Below are 15173 nucleotides of genomic sequence, written 5' to 3' on the forward strand. Positions count from 1 at the left end.
GCCGATGGCGCGGCGCTTCATCGTCGAGGCGGACGGCGGGTCCCGGGGCAACCCCGGGCCGGCCGGTTACGGCGCCCTGGTGCGCGACGCCGAGACCGGTGAGACGCTCGCCGAGGTGGCCGAGTACCTCGGCACCGCGACCAACAACGTGGCCGAGTACAAGGGCCTGATCGCCGGGTTGCGGGCGGCGTACGCCCTGGACCCGGCGGCCGAGGTCCGGGTGCGGATGGACTCCAAGCTGGTCATCGAGCAGATGTCGGGCCGCTGGAAGATCAAGCACCCCGATATGCGGCCGCTCGCCGCCGAGGCCAAGGGGATCGTCCCGCCCGGCCAGGTGACGTACGAGTGGATCCCGCGCGAGCACAACAAGCACGCGGACCGGCTCGCCAACGAGGCGATGGACGCGGGCAAGCGGGGCGAGCGGTGGCAGCCGAAGGTGCCGCCCGGCGGCACGTTGGCGGCGGGGGCGCCGGAGGCCGCCGCACCCGCCGACGACACCGAGGCCGCCGCACCCGCCGACGACACCCTCGCCGAGCCCGCCGCCACGGGGGCGGCCCCGGCGGTGGGCTGGGGCCCGGCGGATCTGGGCACCCCCGCCACGTTCGTCCTGCTCCGGCACGGGGAGACCCCGCTCACCCCCGAGAAGCGCTTCTCCGGCAGCGGCGGCACCGACCCCGAACTCTCCGACGTGGGCCGCCACCAGGCCGAGCGGGTGGCGGCGGCGCTCGCCGCACGCGGCACCATCCAGGTCGTCGTCGCCTCACCGCTGCGGCGCTGCCGGGAGACCGCCGAGGTGGTGGCCCGGCGGCTGGGCCTGGACGTACGCGTCGAAGAGGGGCTGCGGGAGACGGACTTCGGCGCCTGGGAGGGCCTGACCTTCGCGGAGGTCAAGGAGCGCCACCCGGACGACCTGGACGCATGGCTGGCCTCCACGGAGGTGGCCCCCACCGGCGGCGGCGAGAGCTTCGCGGCGGTCACCCGCCGGGTCGCGCTCGCCCGCGACAAGCTGATCGCCCGTTACCCGGGCCGTACGGTGCTGCTGGTCACCCATGTGACCCCGATCAAAACCCTGGTCCGGCTGGCCCTGGGCGCCCCGCCGGAGTCCCTGTTCCGCATGGAACTCTCGGCGGCGTCGCTGACGGCGGTGGCGTACTACGGGGACGGGAACGCGTCGTTGAGGCTGCTGAACGAGACGGCGCATCTGCGGTAGCGGTCACGGTGCCGGTCGCGGCGGTTCTGTAGCGGTGCCGACCGGCGGCCGCCGTCACCGCCGCAGGGCCGCCGCCTCCCGGGCCAGGGACTCCACCCGGGCCCAGTCGCCCGCATCGAGCGCGTCCGGCGGCAGCATCCAAGTGCCGCCCACGCAGCCGACGTTGGGGAGGGACAGATACCCGAGGGCGTTCGAGGCGTTGACCCCGCCCGTCGGGCAGAAGCGGGCCCGGGGGAGCGGTGAGGCGAGCGCCTTCAGATACGCGGTGCCCCCGGCCGCCTCCGCCGGGAAGAACTTCATCTCCTCGACCCCGCGCTCCAGCAGTGCCACGACCTCCGAGGTGGTCGAGACGCCCGGCAGATACGGCAGCCCGGACGCGTCCAGCGCCCCCAGCAGCCGGTCCGTCCAGCCGGGCGTGACCAGGAAGCGCGACCCGGCGGCGACGGCCGTCTCCACCTGCTCCGGGGTCAGGACCGTACCGGCGCCGACGACCGCGTCCGGCACCTCGTCGGCGATCGCCCGGATCGCGTCCGCGGCGGCGGGCGTCCGGAAGGTCACCTCGATCGCGGGCAGCCCGCCCGCCACCAGCGCACGGGCCATCGGAACCGCGTCGGCCACGTCGTGGACGATGACCACGGGGATGACGGGGGCGAGGTCGAGCAGCGAGGAATCCGGGAAGTCCGGGGAACCGGAGGGCACGGTGCTAGTCACGGCGTCCATCCTGCCCGCGGCGCGGCGCACCGCGCAATGGTGGTTGCGCATGTCGCAATGAGCGGGGCGCGGGACGGGCGGGGCCGGGCCCGCGGCCCCGCCCAGCGGGCAGGGCGGGCAGCGGCCGGGCCCGCCACCAGCGGCCCGGAACGGGCGGGCGAGCGCGACGCACCGGGCCGCCTACACCTCCGTCACCACCACATCCAGCCCCCACGCCCGGCCCGCCCGCTCCGGCGGCGCGGCCTCTACCACGTACCCCAGCCCGCGCAGCGCCTCCACCAGTTCGCCGGGGCCGTCCGGTTCGGCGCCCGAGGTCAGCAGGTCCCGTACCATCCGGCCCTTCGTGGCCTTGTTGAAGTGGCTGACGACGGACCGCTTCTCGACCCCGTTCACGATCTTCGACTGCAGCACCCGCACCGTCGCCGTCCGCTCGGCGACCGCCCCCTTGGGCTTCCACGCCGCCGCGTACGCCGCCGAGCGCAGGTCCAGCACCAGCCCCTCCCCGGCGGCCTCCGGAAGCACCTCGGCCATCGGGGTCCGGGTCCGCCAGTACGTGCCGAGCGCGCCGAGTCCCGGGAGCTTCACCCCCATCGAGCAGCGGTAGGAGGGGATGCGGTCGTCGATCCGTACGGCGCCCCACAGACCGGAGAAGACCAGCAGCGACCGCTTGGCCCGGCGGCGGGCGGGGGCAGGCAGCGTGGCCAGGCCGAGCGCGTCGTACAGCACACCGGTGTAGATCTCTCCGGCGGGCCGCGCCGCGGCCTCCCGCAGCGCCGCGTTCTTGGCGATCTCGCCGCGCAGCCCCTCGCTGAGCCCCAGCGCCTCCGCGGCCTTCCCCTCGTCGCCCGAACAGAGCGACACCAACTCGTCCAGCACCTCCGCCCGCGCCTCCCCCAGGCCCGGCAGCGACAGCGATCCCAGGTCCAGCGGGGACCCGGAGCCTCCTGTGGCCTTTCCCTCGGACGGGGGCAGCAGCACGAGCACGGTCTCTCCTCGGAGGTCGAATGGCCGTCGGCGACGGGTCGCGGGGCGGGCCCGGAGAACCGGGCCCGCCCCGCCCCGCAGCCTACGGCCTCCGGCTGAGCGGCCTCGCTGGAGTCCGGTGCGGTTCGGGCGCGCCCCGAAAGGGCGCGGGGAACCGCGCGACCGGCCACGACGCGGCCGCAGGCGCACGACGGCACTTCGTGGCACTTCCCGTAAGGGGTCAGCGCAGCCAGACCGTCGTCCGCGCCGGCACCCGGCCCCCGTCGAGCGGCCCGCTGGCCAGCACCACCTCCAGCCCCTCCGGCAGCGGCACCGGAACCGCCGACAGATTGCTGAGGCTGTGCCAGCCGGTGGAGCGCCGGAAGTGCAGCACCCCCGCGCTCAGCTCCTCCACCGAGCCGACCCACTCCACGCCCTCGTCGCCGCCCAGCGCACGGCGCAGCCGCAGCGCCTCCCGGTACAGCTCCAGCGTGGAACCCGCCACCCCGTTCTGCGCCTCGGCCGACAGCTCGCCGAAGTACTCCGGCTGCGGCAGCCAGGAACCGCCCGCGCCGAAGCCGAACGACGGGCCGGACCGCGTCCACGGCAGCGGCACCCGGCAGCCGTCCCGGCCCTTGACCCGCCCGCCGCTGCGCTCCCACGTCGGGTCCTGGAGCGCCTCCCGGGGCAGATCGGCCACCTCCGGCAGGCCCAGCTCCTCGCCCTGGTAGAGATACGACGACCCCGGCAGCGCGAGCATCAGCAGCGTCGCGGCACGGGCCCGGCGCAGCCCCAGCTCCACGTCGGCCTCCGGCTCCCGGCCGTCGGCGAGCAGCCACGCCTCCCGCCCCGCCCGGCTCAGCTCGTCGGGCAGCGCCAGCCGGGTGGCGTGCCGGATCACATCGTGGTTGGAGAGCACCCAGGTGGCCGAGGCACCGGCCGTACGGGCGTCGTGCAGCGCGCCGTCGATGGCGGTGTGCAGCGCGGGCGCGGACAGCGGGGTGTAGAGGAAGTCGAAGTTGAACGCCTGGCCCAGCTCGTCGGGGCCGGCGTACGGCGTGCGGCGGGAGTTGCGGACCCATGCCTCGGCCACGGCGATCCGCGGCGGGTCGTACTCGTTCATCACCTTGCGCCAGTCGCGGAAGATGCCGTGCACCTCATCGCGGTCCCACAGCGGGTGGCTGCCGTCCTCGGGCAGTTCGTCCGGGTCGTAGCCCCGTACGTCGCCTATGTCGCGCAGCGGTTCGGCCAGGTCCTTGGCCAGGCCGTGGGCCACGTCGACACGGAAGCCCGCCACCCCCCGGTCGGACCAGAAGCGCAGCGTGGTGAGGAAGTCGGCGCGCACCTCGGGGTGGTCCCAGTTCAGATCCGGCTGCTCGGGCGCGAACAGGTGCAGATACCACTGCCCGTCGGGCAGCCGGGTCCACGCCGGGCCGCCGAAGCAGGAGATCCAGTCGGTGGGCGGGAGCGAGCCGTCCGGCCCGCGCCCGTCGCGGAACACGTACCGGTCGCGGGCGGCGGAGCCGGGCGCCGAGCGCAGCGCCTCCTGGAACCACGCGTGGTCGCTGGAGGTGTGGTTGGGCACGATGTCGACCATGACCTTCAGCCCGAGCCGGTCCGCCTCGGCGACCATCCGGTCGAAGTCGTCCAGGGTGCCGAGGCGCGGGTCGACATCGCGGTAGTCGGCCACGTCGTAGCCGCCGTCGGCGAGCGCGGACGGATAGAACGGGCTCAGCCAGACGCAGTCCACGCCGAGGTCGGCGAGGTACGGCAGCCGGGAGGTGACACCGGGCAGATCGCCGATGCCGTCCGCGTTGGAGTCGGCGAAGCTGCGGGGGTAGATCTGGTAGAAGACGGCCTGCCGCCACCAGTTGGGGTCCGAGGGCTGAAGGGTCACGGGGTCCTCGCGGTGATGGGTTGTGTCAGAACGGGACCGCCGTCGTGGACGGCGGGTCCGCGAGCCAGGATGGGCTTCGGTGTCAACGCCTCGGTGTCGATGCCGCGCGTATGGTCCGCCGAGCATGCCACGGCGGACTCGGGACGGGGTAGGGCGCCGTTGGGCCGAGTCGCCGTGCGTCGGCGGCTCCCCGGCGCGTCATTCCGCCGAGGAGCACCGCCCCGCCGGCGAGCAGCGCCCGGGGCTCGTCCGGGTGAAAACCTGACCGTCCGGATCCCGTCGTACTCGCCGGTGAGCGGGCCGCCGAGCACAGGGGGTCGTACGACGCGGGCGGCGTGCGGGCCGAGTATCCACAGCACCGTGTACGCGCCGAGCGCCGGCATCATGGCGTGCGCCACCGGCCCGGTCGACGCGCGCACTGCCCGGCGCGGGGGCTTCTGTGACACGATCGAGTGAGGAAGGCCCTTTCCGCCGGGTATCGACCCCCTCGATACCTAGGCCGGCGGCGAGACAGGGAAGAGGGTGGCATTGAGCGCCATGGCACACGAACCGCTCACGCAGGACCACGACCACGTCCTGTTGGAGGGTTTCTTGGCCCTGGATACGCCGGAAGGCTTCCGGGCCGAGCTGATCGAGGGGGAAATCGTTGTGACACCGCCGCCGGACGGGGACCACGAGGATCACATCAACGTGATCCTCAAGCAGGTGATCAGGAAGTCCGCCGCGGACATGGACTTCTCCGGGAACAAGGGCCTCACCGTCCCGCGCGGCGGTCTCTGCGTGCGGAACCATGTGATCCCCGACGGTACCTTCGCCCCAACCGAGTTGGAGCTCTTCCGCGGCGCCGAACCCTGGATGCCCTGCGAGGGCGTGTCCATGGTCGCCGAGGTCACCTCGACCAAGCCGGACCGGGACCGCAAGGCCAAGCGCCACTGCTATGCGCGCGGTGGTATCCCCCTCTACCTTCTCGTCGACCGGGACAACAGCGATGTGACGCTCTTCAGCGACCCGGAGAACGGCGACTACCGTCAGCACGTCACGGTCCCCTTCGGTAAGCAGCCCGACCTGCCCGCTCCCTTCTCCTTCGCACTGGAGACGACCCGCTTCGTCTGAGCCGCCCCGCCCGCCGGGTATCATGGTCAACACGGCGGACGAGCCGGCCGGGCGGTCGCGTCGGGGTCCTCAAGGGCCCCGCCGAGGAACGTCCGGGCTCCACACGGCAAGGTGGTGGGTAACGCCCACCCGGGGTGACCCGCGGGACAGTGCCACAGAAAACAGACCGCCGGACGCCGCGAGGCGACCGGTAAGGGTGAAACGGTGGTGTAAGAGACCACCAGCGTCCGAGGTGACTCGGACGGCTCGGTAAACCCCACCTGGAGCAAGGTCAAGAGGAGCCGCCGCACGGCGGCTCTGCGCGGACGACCGAGGGCTGCCCGCCCGAGTCCGCGGGTAGACCGCACGAGACCGGCGGCAACGCCGGTCCTAGATGGATGGCCGCCTCCCCGAGGGCCGCGAGGCCCCCGGGAGACAGAACCCGGCGTACAGGCCGACTCGTCCGCCGCCCGGTCTCTGCCGAACTCACGGCCGGGACGCCGAAGCCAAGATGGCCGCCCCGGGCGGGAGTCGGCGGCCGCGGGTTCGTCCTGGCCGCACGGTTTCCTAGACTCACGGCATGAACAACTACACGTGCGCCCAGTGCGGCACCGTCGGTCTGGCAGAAGGTTTCATCGAGGATGCGGGCGAGCATTCGCGCGGGTACGCGCGCTGGATCGAAGGCGCGATGGAGCGGGGAATTTTCGGGGGCGCCAAGCGGATTGGCCGGACCCGGCGGCAGATAGTGGCCTACCGCTGCCCCGAGTGCGGGCGCCTCGAGTTGTTCGCCCGCGACGAGGGGTAGCCGGTTTCGGCGGACGCCCGGTGCGCCGACGTATGCCACCGCTCCATCCTCGACCTGGCCTGATGCGCGGCGTGAGGTGTTTCACGGAGGGGCGTGATGTGCCGAGGGGCTGGGTAAGCGCGCCGCGATCATCGCTTGAGATGCCGAGGCAATCGGTACACATAGGGCGAAACGCATTGCTGGAAAGGAGGCGACATGTCGTCGAAGCGACGTCGTAAGAAGAAGGCCCGTCGCAAGAACGGAGCCAACCACGGCCGCCGCCCCCAGTCCTGACCTGGGGCTTCTGCCGAGTGACAGCGACGGGCTCCCCGAGCGCGTGGCGCCACCGCGCCCCGGGCACGGGGAGCCCCGTCAGTCGGTCTACGAGGGGTTCGAGGCGTCCGGGCGGCCTCCGGCGCGCTCCCACTGGGCCTCGTCCCACTCGACGTATTCGATCTGGGCGCCACCGGGCAGCCTGGCGGTCAGGTTTCTGCCGGTGGGGACCTTCTGCGGGCCGCGTACGAGCTGGGCTCCGGCCCCGGTGAGACGCACCTGGCATTCGTCCAGGTCGTCCACGATCAGCGTGGCCGAGGTCGCCCGGTAGGGCTCCAGCGTCCCCTCGTCCCCCGCCACCACCAGAACCCGGCCCACGGTGGCCAGCTCCAGACCGTTCGGCATGGTGAAGCGGGTGGTGATCGGTTCACCGGTGACGGCGGTGAGCGGTGTCAGGGCCGCGTCCAGGTCGGTGGCGTAGACGCGCGCGTAGGTGCGGAGGATGCGCATGTTCAGCAGCAAGGTGTGATCGGCCGCGGTTATTCCGTCAGGGGCGGCGGGAGAGCAGTTCGAGCAGCGCGTCGGTGAATTCCTCGGTGGTGGCCGTGCCGCCCAGGTCGGGGGTGCGGACGGGGGTTTTCGCCAGGACGGTCGCGATGGCGTCGGTGACGTGGGTGGCCGCCTCGGGGTGGCCGAGGTGGTCGAGCATCATCGCGGCGGACCAGATCGCGCCGAGCGGATTGGCGATCCCGCGCCCGGCGATGTCGGGGGCGGAGCCGTGGACGGGCTCGAACATGGACGGGAAGTCGCGCTCGGGGTTGAGGTTGGCCGCGGGGGCGATGCCGATGCTGCCCGCGACCGCGGCGGCGAGGTCGCTGAGGATGTCCCCGAAGAGGTTCGAGGCCACCACGACGTCGAAGCGCCGCGGGTCGAGGACGAACTTGGCGGCGAGGGCGTCGATGTGCTCCTGGTCCCAGACCACCTCCGGGTGTGCGGCGGCGCGTTCGGCCACCAGCTCGTCCCAGAAGGGCATGGTGTGGACGATGCCGTTGGACTTGGTGGCCGAGGTGAGCCGGCCGCCGCGCCGCTCGGCGAGGGAGAAGGCGTAGTCCAGGACGCGGGTGACGCCCTTGCGGGTGAACACCGCTTCCTGGACCGCCATTTCCTCCGGCAGCCCGCGCCCGAGACGGCCGCCGATCTCGCCGTACTCGCCCTCGACGTTCTCCCGGACGACGACGAGGTCGACATCGCCGGGGCCCGCGTCGCGCAGCGGGCTGGGCACGCCCTCGAAGACGCGGATGGGGCGCAGATTGACGTACTGCTGGAAGCCCCGGCGGATGGGGATCAGCAGCCCCCACAGCGACACATGGTCCGGGACGCCGGGGTAGCCGACCGCGCCGAGCAGGATCGCGTCATGGCCGCGCAGCCGGTCGAGACCGTCGTCGGGCATCATCGCGCCGAGGTCGGCATAGCGCTCGCAGGACCAGTCGAACGTCTCGTAGCTGAAGCCGAGACCGTGCCGGGCGGCGACGGCGTCCAGGACGCGGCGGGCGGCCGGGATGACCTCGTTGCCGATGCCGTCGCCGGGGATCAGGGCGATGCGGTGGGTGGTGGCCGTGCGGCGGTTCGTCATGGAGGGGATTGCAGCAGGGGAGCGACTTCCGCGTCCAAGACGCAGTTCGCATGGGTCTTATAGGCCCGCCCTATGAGGTTCCTTGGGATTCCACGGCTGAGGTTCCTTGGGATCCCATGGCGGTGCCGACGAACGCCTCCGCCGCCGGTGTCAGCGGCGCCCGCCTGCTGACCAGGGCGATATGCAGACTGGTGCTCGGCTCCAGGTCCAGCACCAGGGCCCCCGCCCGCTCGGCGAGGCCGCGCCAGGCGTCGGCCACCACGGCCAGGCCGACGCCCCGCAGCACCAGCGGCAGGATCGACACCCGGTGCTCGGTCTCGACCACGACGGTCAGCTCGACGCCCCCGGCCACCAGATCGTCGACGTAACGGCGCATCCCCGTCCCCTTCTGGCCCACGATCAGCCGGTGTCCGGACAGCTCCTCATGGCGCACCGGCACCCCTGGGCGGAACGGCCCGTCCGGGGGTGTCAGCAGCACGAAGCGCTGCTCGGACAGCGGATAGGTGCGCACATCGCCCCGCGGTAGGGGGTCGGGGGAGGCCAGCAGCCCCAGCTCGCACACGCCGGTACGCACCATCTCCGTCACATCGCGCGGGGTGAACGCGGCCTGTACGCGTACGGACACCGCGGGGTGGGCGCGGGCGAAGCGGTCGATCAGCCCCGTCAGCGGCTCGACGGCCTGGGAGGGCGAGACCGCGATGTCCACGTGGCCGCCGCGCAGCCCGTGCACCGACTCCACGCTGGCCCGCGCGAGCTGGAGGCTGCGCACCGCCTCCCGCGCCGGTCCGATCAGCGCCGTGCCCGCGTCGGTGAGGACCGCCCGGCGGCCGATGCGGTGGAAGAGGTCGCTGCCCAGGTCGCGCTCGAGGGCGCGGATGGCCTGGGAGAGGGACGGCTGGGACAGATACAGCGCGGAGGCGGCCCGGTTGAACCCGCCGTGGTCCACCACGGCCAGGAAGTACTCCAGTTGCCGCACATCCACCGCGCCGCCTCCTCCCGCCACTTTCGCCGCCCGTACACGTCCATAGGCGTTGCTTATAAGCATTGTCGCCAAGGGGTCTTGGACGCGCACCGCGGGTGGCTGCTGGGATCGGACCATGAGCGAGCAGCTGCTGGGCGACTTCGACCGCCGTACCGTCCACGTCGAGGGGGTGGGAATCAACGTACGCACCGCCGGGGACGGGCCGCCGGTCCTGCTCCTGCACGGCTATCCGCAGACCCATATGATCTGGCACCACATCGCCCCGGCGCTGGCCGCCACCCACCGGGTGGTCCTGACCGATCTGCGCGGCTACGGCGACAGCGACAAGCCCGTGTCCGACGCCGAGCACACCCCGTACTCCAAGCGGGCCATGGCACGCGACCAGCTGCTGGTGATGCGGGAGCTGGGTTTCGACCGGTTCGCCGTGGTCGGCCACGACCGGGGCGGGCGGGTCGCCCACCGGATGGCCCTCGACCATCCGAGCGCGGTCGCCGCGCTCGCGGTCCTGGACATCGTGCCCACGCGGTACGTGTTCCAGCACGCCGACAAGGACTTCGGCCTCGGCTACTTCCACTGGTTCTTCCTGGCGGCGGGCCACGGCATCCCGGAGCACCTGATCGGCCAGGACCCCGCGTTCTGGATCCGCACCCGGATGGGGGCCCGCCACCGGGGCGGAACCCCGTTCGACGAGGCGGCCCAGGTCGAGTACATCCGCTGCTTCTCGGACCCCGCGGCCATCCACGCCAGCTGCGAGGACTACCGCGCCGCCGCCTCGATCGACCTGGTCCACGACGACGCGGACGCCGCCGCGGGCCGTCGCGTCACCGCACCGCTGCTGGCCCTGTGGGGCGCGCACGGTTTCGTCGGCCGCCACTACGACGTGCCGGAGGTCTGGCGCGGCTACGCGGACGATGTGCGCGGGCAGGCCCTGCCGTGCGACCACTACCTCCCCGAGGAGGCGCCGGACGAGACGCTGCGCCGGCTGCGGGCGTTCCTCGGGGAGCAGGGGAGTGGCTGACCGGGCACCAGGGGGCGCCTGACCTCAAGGTCACGGCGCCGCCTGGAGGTTCTGCTCCGGCGCGGCCGTCTCCTCGGCCGGGTCGGCGGCCCCGCGCGTCTCCCGCGCCAGTGCCACCGTGACCACGGTGAGCGCGCTCATCAGGGCGATGAAGACCACCACGCCCGTGACGCTGTGGTCGAACCAGAGCAGCAGGGCGGACGCGAGCATGGGCGCGAGGCCGCCGGTGAGCACGGTGCCGATGTTGTTGGCGATGCCGACCGCGCTGAACCGGACCGTGGTGTCGAAGAGTTCGGCGAAGAACGCGGGCTGGGAGCCGAGCACGGCGGACTGGCCGATGCCCAGGGTGAGGAAGAGCGCGAGCCAGATGGCCCAGGTGTGGCCGCCGTCGATCACCGTGAAGAACGGCCATGCGGCGGCCAGCAGCACCAGGGCCCCGCCGATCGAGACCGGGCGCCGCCCGACGCGGTCGGAGAGCGCGCCGAAGGCCGGCACCGTCACCAGTTTCACGGCCGCGACCAGCGAGATGCCGCTGAGGAGCGCGGCGGTGGGCAGCCCGCGGTCCTCGGCGTAGGTGACCGAGAAGGTGCCGAAGACGTAGTAGCCCGCGTTCTCGGCGGCGCCCGCGCCGATCACGATCAGCATCTCCTTGGGGTAGCGGCGCCAGGCGGCCACGCAGCGGCTCTCGGCGATCCGCTGCCGCAGCGGACGGCTGGGCTTCGCGACGGTGGAGCCCGGCTGCCGGGCCTCCCGCACCTGCTGGAACTCGGCGGTCTCCGGCAGCGAGCGGCGCACCCAGAGGCCGAAGAAGGTCAGCCCCGCGCTGAGCAGGAAGGGAATCCGCCAGCCCCAGCTGAGCAAGGCGTCCTCGGACAGCAGCCCGGTGGTGAGCGCGAAGGCGCCGGTGGACAGGAGGGTGCCGGTGCCGGTGCCGATCGCGGGCAGTGAGGTGAGCAGTCCGCGCCACTTCGGCGGTGCGTTCTCGAAGAGGATGATCAGCGCTCCGGTCTTCTCGCCGCCCGCGGCGAAGCCCTGGACGAAGCGCAGCAGCGTCAGCAGGACCGGCGCGGCGACGCCGATCTGCGCATGCGTCGGCAGCAGTCCGATGGCCGTGGTGGCGAGCCCCATCATCAGCAGGGTGGTGACCAGGACGCCCTTACGGCCCTGGGTGTCGCCCCGCTCCCCGAAGTAGGCGCCGCCCAGGGGCCGGGCGAGGAAACCGATGGCGAAGGTGCCGTAGGCGAGGACCGCGCCGACCAGTGGGTCGCTGTCCGGGAAGTAGATCTTGTTGAAGACGAGGGCGGCCGCGGTTCCGTAGAGGGCGAAGTCGTACCACTCCACCGTGGTGCCGAAGACGGCGGCGAGGGCGACCTTGGGCTGGAAGACCGGCCTTCTGGTGGCGGAACTGCCGGTGTGCGTCATTGGGAGACTCCCTTGTCACCGTGGATCGAGTACCACTGTGCGGTTCGCTTGTGCCGCTTGGTGGTTCGGTGATGTTATGGAGGCACACACCCCGTGGCAAGGGGTCACACCCCGATTCGCGCTGGAGGTCCTCCGTTGAGCACGCCCGCCCCCGCCGCCCCGCCACCCCTGCTCGACGGCATCCGGGTGCTGGATCTGACCAACGTCCTCGCCGGGCCGTTCGCCGGATATCAGCTGGCCCTGCACGGCGCCGACGTCCTGAAGGTCGAGATGCCGGGAGCCGGGGACCTGGCCCGCCAACTGGGCGCCGACCGGCAGCTGAGCGAGGATCTGCTGGGCGCGTCGTTCCTGGCCCAGAACGCCGGGAAGCGCTCGCTGACCCTGAACCTCAAGGAGGCGGAGGGGCGCGCGGCCCTGCTGCGCGCGGTGCGGGAGTCCGACGTCCTGCTCGAGAACTTCCGCCCCGGGGTGATGGACCGGCTGGGCGTCGGCCGCGAGGTCCTGATGCGGGAGAACCCGCGGCTGATCTACTGCGCGGTCTCCGGCTTCGGCCAGACCGGACCGCTGCGCGCCCGGCCCGCCTACGACCAGATCGTGCAGGGCCTCTCCGGGATGATGAGCGTGACCGGCACCCCCGAGGTCAGCCCGCTGCGGGCCGGTTTCCCGGTCGCCGACACCCTGGGCGGCATGGCCGCCGCCTTCGCCGTGGCGGCGGCCCTGGTGCGCCGGGAACGCACCGGACACGGCGCGTATCTGGACGTCTCGATGCTGGAGGCCGCGCTCACCGCGATGGGGTGGGTGACCTCCAACTACCTGATCACCGGCCGCCCGCCGCGGCCCATGGGCAACGAGAACTTCACCGCCGCGCCGTCGGGGACGTTCCGCACGGCGGACGGATACCTCAACATCGCGGCCAACCGCCAGCGGCAGTTCGCCACCCTGTGCCGGCTCATCGGCCGCCCGGAACTGCTGGACGACGAGCGGTTCGCGCATCCCGCGGACCGCAAGGCCCACCGCGAGGAGCTGCGCGCCGAGATCGAGAAGGGGCTCGCCGAGCGGACCGCGGGGGAGTGGGAGGAGATCCTCGCCGATGCCGGGGTACCGGCCGCGCGAGTGCTGTCCGTACCCGACGCGCTGGGCCTTGAGCAGCTCGCGGAGCGGGACTTCGTCCGCACGCTGCCGTTCCCGGACGGGCGGACGCGCGAACTGCGCGTGCTGGGCAGCCCGTTCCGGGTCGACGGCGAACCGGCGGCCGCGACCTCCCCACCACCGCTGCTGGGCCAGCACACCGACCAGGTCCTGGCCGAACTCGGCTACACCCCGAAGGAGATCGACGCGATGAAGGAGCGAGGCGCGATATGACCCACCGGTCCGCAGAGGTGCCGGAGTCCGCAGAGGCGCCGGAATCCGCAGAGGCGCCGGAATCCGCAGAGGTCCCGGAAGACGTCACCGACTGGTGGGCCACCGGCATCAGCCGCATCCGCCCCGGCGAGATCCTGCTGCGCGGCTACCCGGTCGAGCAGCTGATCGGCCAGGTGTCCTTCGCCGAGACCATCTGGCTGCTGCTGCGCGGCGAGTTGCCCACCCCGGCCCAGGGCCGACTGCTGGAGGCCGCGCTCGTCGCCGCCGTCGACCACGGGCCCCAGGCCCCGTCGATCGCCGCCGCCCGGATGGCGGCCACCTGCGGACTGGGGCTGAACAACGCGGTGGCCACCGGGGTGAACCTGCTGGGGGACGTCCACGGCGGGGCCGGTCAGCAGTGCATGGAGGTGCTGGCCGAGCTGGAGGCGGCCGTGGCCGAGGGGGCGGACCTCGACGACGCCGCGAAGAACCTGGTGGCGGAGTACCGGGCCACGGGCTCCCGCATCCCCGGATTCGGCCACCGCTTCCACCCCTACGACCCGCGCCGCACCCCGCTGCTCGACCTGGTGGGCGCGGCGGTGGCGGACGGCGAGGCGCCGGGCTGGGCGCTGCGCGCCGGGACGGCCCTGGAGCGGGCGCTGGCGGAGGGCCGCAGCCGACCCGTGCCGATGAACATCGACGGCGCCACCGCCATCGTCTACAGCGAACTCGGCTTTCCGCCCGAGCTCGGGCGCGGGCTGTTCGTGCTCTCCCGCAGCGTCGGCATCCTCTCCCACGCCTGGGAGGAGAAGTCCGGTGGCGCCAGGATCAAGGGCCCGCTGCCCCGGCGGCTGCTGCCCTCGTACGAGGGCCCGGCGCCCCGGGACCTCAACCGGCCGGAGAGCGGCGGGCACAGCACCGGGAGCGCCTGAACGCCGGCAGCGTCAGCGACGCCGGCAGCGTCAGCGACATCAGCGACATCAGCGACGCCGGCGACGTCAGCGACGTCAGCGACGCCGGCAACATCAGCGACGCCGGCGACGTCAGCCGCTCCCGCCGAGGAACCGCAGCTCCGACAGCCGCTTCGCCGCCTCGGCCAGCGCCGGGCGGAACGACTCCACGCGCTCCTCGGTGAAGCGGCTGGTGGGGCCGCCGAGGCCCACCGCGGCGACGACCTGCCCGGCCGCGTCCGTGACGGGGGCGGCCACGGCGGACACCCCGTCCTCGCGCTCACCGTGGCTGACCGCCCAGCCCCGCTCCGCGGCGAGGCGCGCCCGTTCGGCGAGGACGGAGGTGAAGCCGGGGCCGCGCCCGGCCGCCGCGGCCACCCGGCTCAGCGTCCGGGACGAGCCGCCGATGAGCAGGACGTGCCCGGAGGCACCGGCCCACAGCGGCATCTCCTCGCCGATGCGCACCACATGGCGCAGCTGCTGGGTGCCCTCGTGCTGGGCCACGCACACCCGGGAGCCCCCCTGGCGGATGTAGATCCGGGAGGATTCGCCACCCGACCGGACCGAGAGGACCCGCAGACACTCCACCGCCTCCGGGGGCAGCCGCCAGGCGTCCTGGGCGAGCGCCGCCCAGCGCAGCAGACCCGCGCCGGGGGTGAGCCGGCCGTCCCCCCGGCTCCACAGCAGCCCGCGCTGTTCGAGGGTGGCCACCAGCCGGACCACGGTGGACTTGGCCAGCCCGGTGGCGTCGGTCAACTCCCGTACGCTGCGGGAGCGGTGGGTCTCGTCGAACAGGGCGAGCAGATCCAGTGCGCGCAGAACACTCCGTACGCCCTCGCCGCCCTCTCCGGCCACCGTCCCCATCGCCGTCCTCCTCGCCGCACACCGCATAAGCCG

General features: G+C 73.0%; 15 protein-coding genes and 1 other RNA gene. 8 read left to right on the top strand and 8 right to left on the bottom strand.

Annotated features, from left to right (window positions below):
* Window positions 1-4 precede the first annotated feature (4 nt).
* Complete coding sequence (locus NP777_RS35620; RefSeq protein ID WP_256654321.1) at window positions 5-1210, top strand: bifunctional RNase H/acid phosphatase; 1206 nt, start codon at window positions 5-7, stop codon at window positions 1208-1210.
* A 54-nt stretch (window positions 1211-1264) separates the two neighbouring features.
* Here NP777_RS35620 and eda read toward each other — a convergent pair whose 3' ends face one another.
* The 3 genes from eda to NP777_RS35635 form a co-directional block, all read right to left on the bottom strand.
* The gene (gene eda / locus NP777_RS35625; RefSeq protein ID WP_256654322.1) at window positions 1265-1930 is read right to left on the bottom strand and encodes a bifunctional 4-hydroxy-2-oxoglutarate aldolase/2-dehydro-3-deoxy-phosphogluconate aldolase; all 666 of its coding nucleotides are present in this window, start codon (window positions 1928-1930) and stop codon (window positions 1265-1267) included.
* Window positions 1931-2101: 171 nt separating this feature from the next.
* The gene (gene yaaA, locus NP777_RS35630; RefSeq protein WP_256654323.1) at window positions 2102-2905 is read right to left on the bottom strand and encodes a peroxide stress protein YaaA; all 804 of its coding nucleotides are present in this window, start codon (window positions 2903-2905) and stop codon (window positions 2102-2104) included.
* A 220-nt stretch (window positions 2906-3125) separates the two neighbouring features.
* Window positions 3126-4781, bottom strand: coding sequence for a glycoside hydrolase family 13 protein (locus tag NP777_RS35635; RefSeq protein ID WP_256654324.1), 1656 nt, complete (start codon window positions 4779-4781; stop codon window positions 3126-3128).
* Window positions 4782-5318: 537 nt separating this feature from the next.
* Between NP777_RS35635 and NP777_RS35640 the strand changes: the two genes are divergently transcribed.
* The 4 genes from NP777_RS35640 to NP777_RS48655 all read left to right on the top strand — a co-directional run bounded on the left by NP777_RS35640 (window position 5319) and on the right by NP777_RS48655 (window position 6951).
* Window positions 5319-5894 (top strand): Uma2 family endonuclease, encoded by a 576-nt coding sequence (locus NP777_RS35640; RefSeq protein ID WP_256654325.1) that lies wholly within the window; start codon window positions 5319-5321, stop codon window positions 5892-5894.
* Between the two features lie 39 nt (window positions 5895-5933).
* An RNA gene (gene rnpB / locus NP777_RS35645) (RNase P RNA component class A) lies at window positions 5934-6339 on the top strand.
* Window positions 6340-6453: 114 nt separating this feature from the next.
* The gene (locus NP777_RS35650) at window positions 6454-6678 is read left to right on the top strand and encodes a hypothetical protein (RefSeq protein WP_256654326.1); all 225 of its coding nucleotides are present in this window, start codon (window positions 6454-6456) and stop codon (window positions 6676-6678) included.
* 195 nt (window positions 6679-6873) lie between these two features.
* Entirely contained in the window at window positions 6874-6951 is a 78-nt protein-coding gene (locus tag NP777_RS48655) for a 50S ribosomal protein bL37 (protein WP_372486533.1), read from the top strand.
* A gap of 87 nt (window positions 6952-7038) precedes the next feature.
* Here NP777_RS48655 and NP777_RS35655 read toward each other — a convergent pair whose 3' ends face one another.
* The 3 genes from NP777_RS35655 to NP777_RS35665 all read right to left on the bottom strand — a co-directional run bounded on the left by NP777_RS35655 (window position 7039) and on the right by NP777_RS35665 (window position 9545).
* A complete protein-coding gene (locus tag NP777_RS35655) occupies window positions 7039-7440 on the bottom strand; it encodes a VOC family protein (RefSeq protein ID WP_256654327.1) in 402 nt (133 codons plus the stop codon).
* A gap of 37 nt (window positions 7441-7477) precedes the next feature.
* The gene (locus NP777_RS35660) at window positions 7478-8563 is read right to left on the bottom strand and encodes a tartrate dehydrogenase (RefSeq protein WP_256654328.1); all 1086 of its coding nucleotides are present in this window, start codon (window positions 8561-8563) and stop codon (window positions 7478-7480) included.
* Between the two features lie 70 nt (window positions 8564-8633).
* The gene (locus NP777_RS35665) at window positions 8634-9545 is read right to left on the bottom strand and encodes a LysR family transcriptional regulator (RefSeq protein ID WP_256654329.1); all 912 of its coding nucleotides are present in this window, start codon (window positions 9543-9545) and stop codon (window positions 8634-8636) included.
* Window positions 9546-9660: 115 nt separating this feature from the next.
* On the opposite strand from NP777_RS35665, the gene NP777_RS35670 reads away from it, so the two are divergent.
* Window positions 9661-10563 carry an alpha/beta fold hydrolase gene (locus NP777_RS35670; protein WP_256654330.1) on the top strand — a complete coding sequence of 301 codons (903 nt, stop codon included), beginning with the start codon at window positions 9661-9663 and terminating at the stop codon, window positions 10561-10563.
* Window positions 10564-10593: 30 nt separating this feature from the next.
* Here the strand turns inward: NP777_RS35670 and NP777_RS35675 are convergent, their stop codons facing one another.
* The gene (locus NP777_RS35675) at window positions 10594-11985 is read right to left on the bottom strand and encodes an MFS transporter (RefSeq protein WP_256654331.1); all 1392 of its coding nucleotides are present in this window, start codon (window positions 11983-11985) and stop codon (window positions 10594-10596) included.
* A gap of 135 nt (window positions 11986-12120) precedes the next feature.
* On the opposite strand from NP777_RS35675, the gene NP777_RS35680 reads away from it, so the two are divergent.
* Window positions 12121-13347 carry a CaiB/BaiF CoA transferase family protein gene (locus NP777_RS35680; protein WP_256654332.1) on the top strand — a complete coding sequence of 409 codons (1227 nt, stop codon included), beginning with the start codon at window positions 12121-12123 and terminating at the stop codon, window positions 13345-13347.
* On the top strand, window positions 13344-14258 hold the full coding sequence (locus tag NP777_RS35685; RefSeq protein ID WP_256654333.1) for a citryl-CoA lyase: 915 nt from the start codon (window positions 13344-13346) through the stop codon (window positions 14256-14258). The genes NP777_RS35680 and NP777_RS35685 overlap by 4 nt, the downstream gene beginning before the upstream one ends.
* A gap of 111 nt (window positions 14259-14369) precedes the next feature.
* On the opposite strand, the gene NP777_RS35690 is transcribed toward NP777_RS35685, so the two are convergent.
* Window positions 14370-15140: an IclR family transcriptional regulator gene (locus NP777_RS35690; protein ID WP_256654334.1), complete on the bottom strand. Its 771-nt coding sequence runs from the start codon at window positions 15138-15140 to the stop codon at window positions 14370-14372.
* Between the last annotated feature and the right edge of the window lie 33 nt (window positions 15141-15173).

It is taken from the genome of Streptomyces rugosispiralis, assembly GCF_024505145.1.
Taxonomy (GTDB): Bacteria; Actinomycetota; Actinomycetes; order Streptomycetales; family Streptomycetaceae; genus Streptomyces; species Streptomyces rugosispiralis.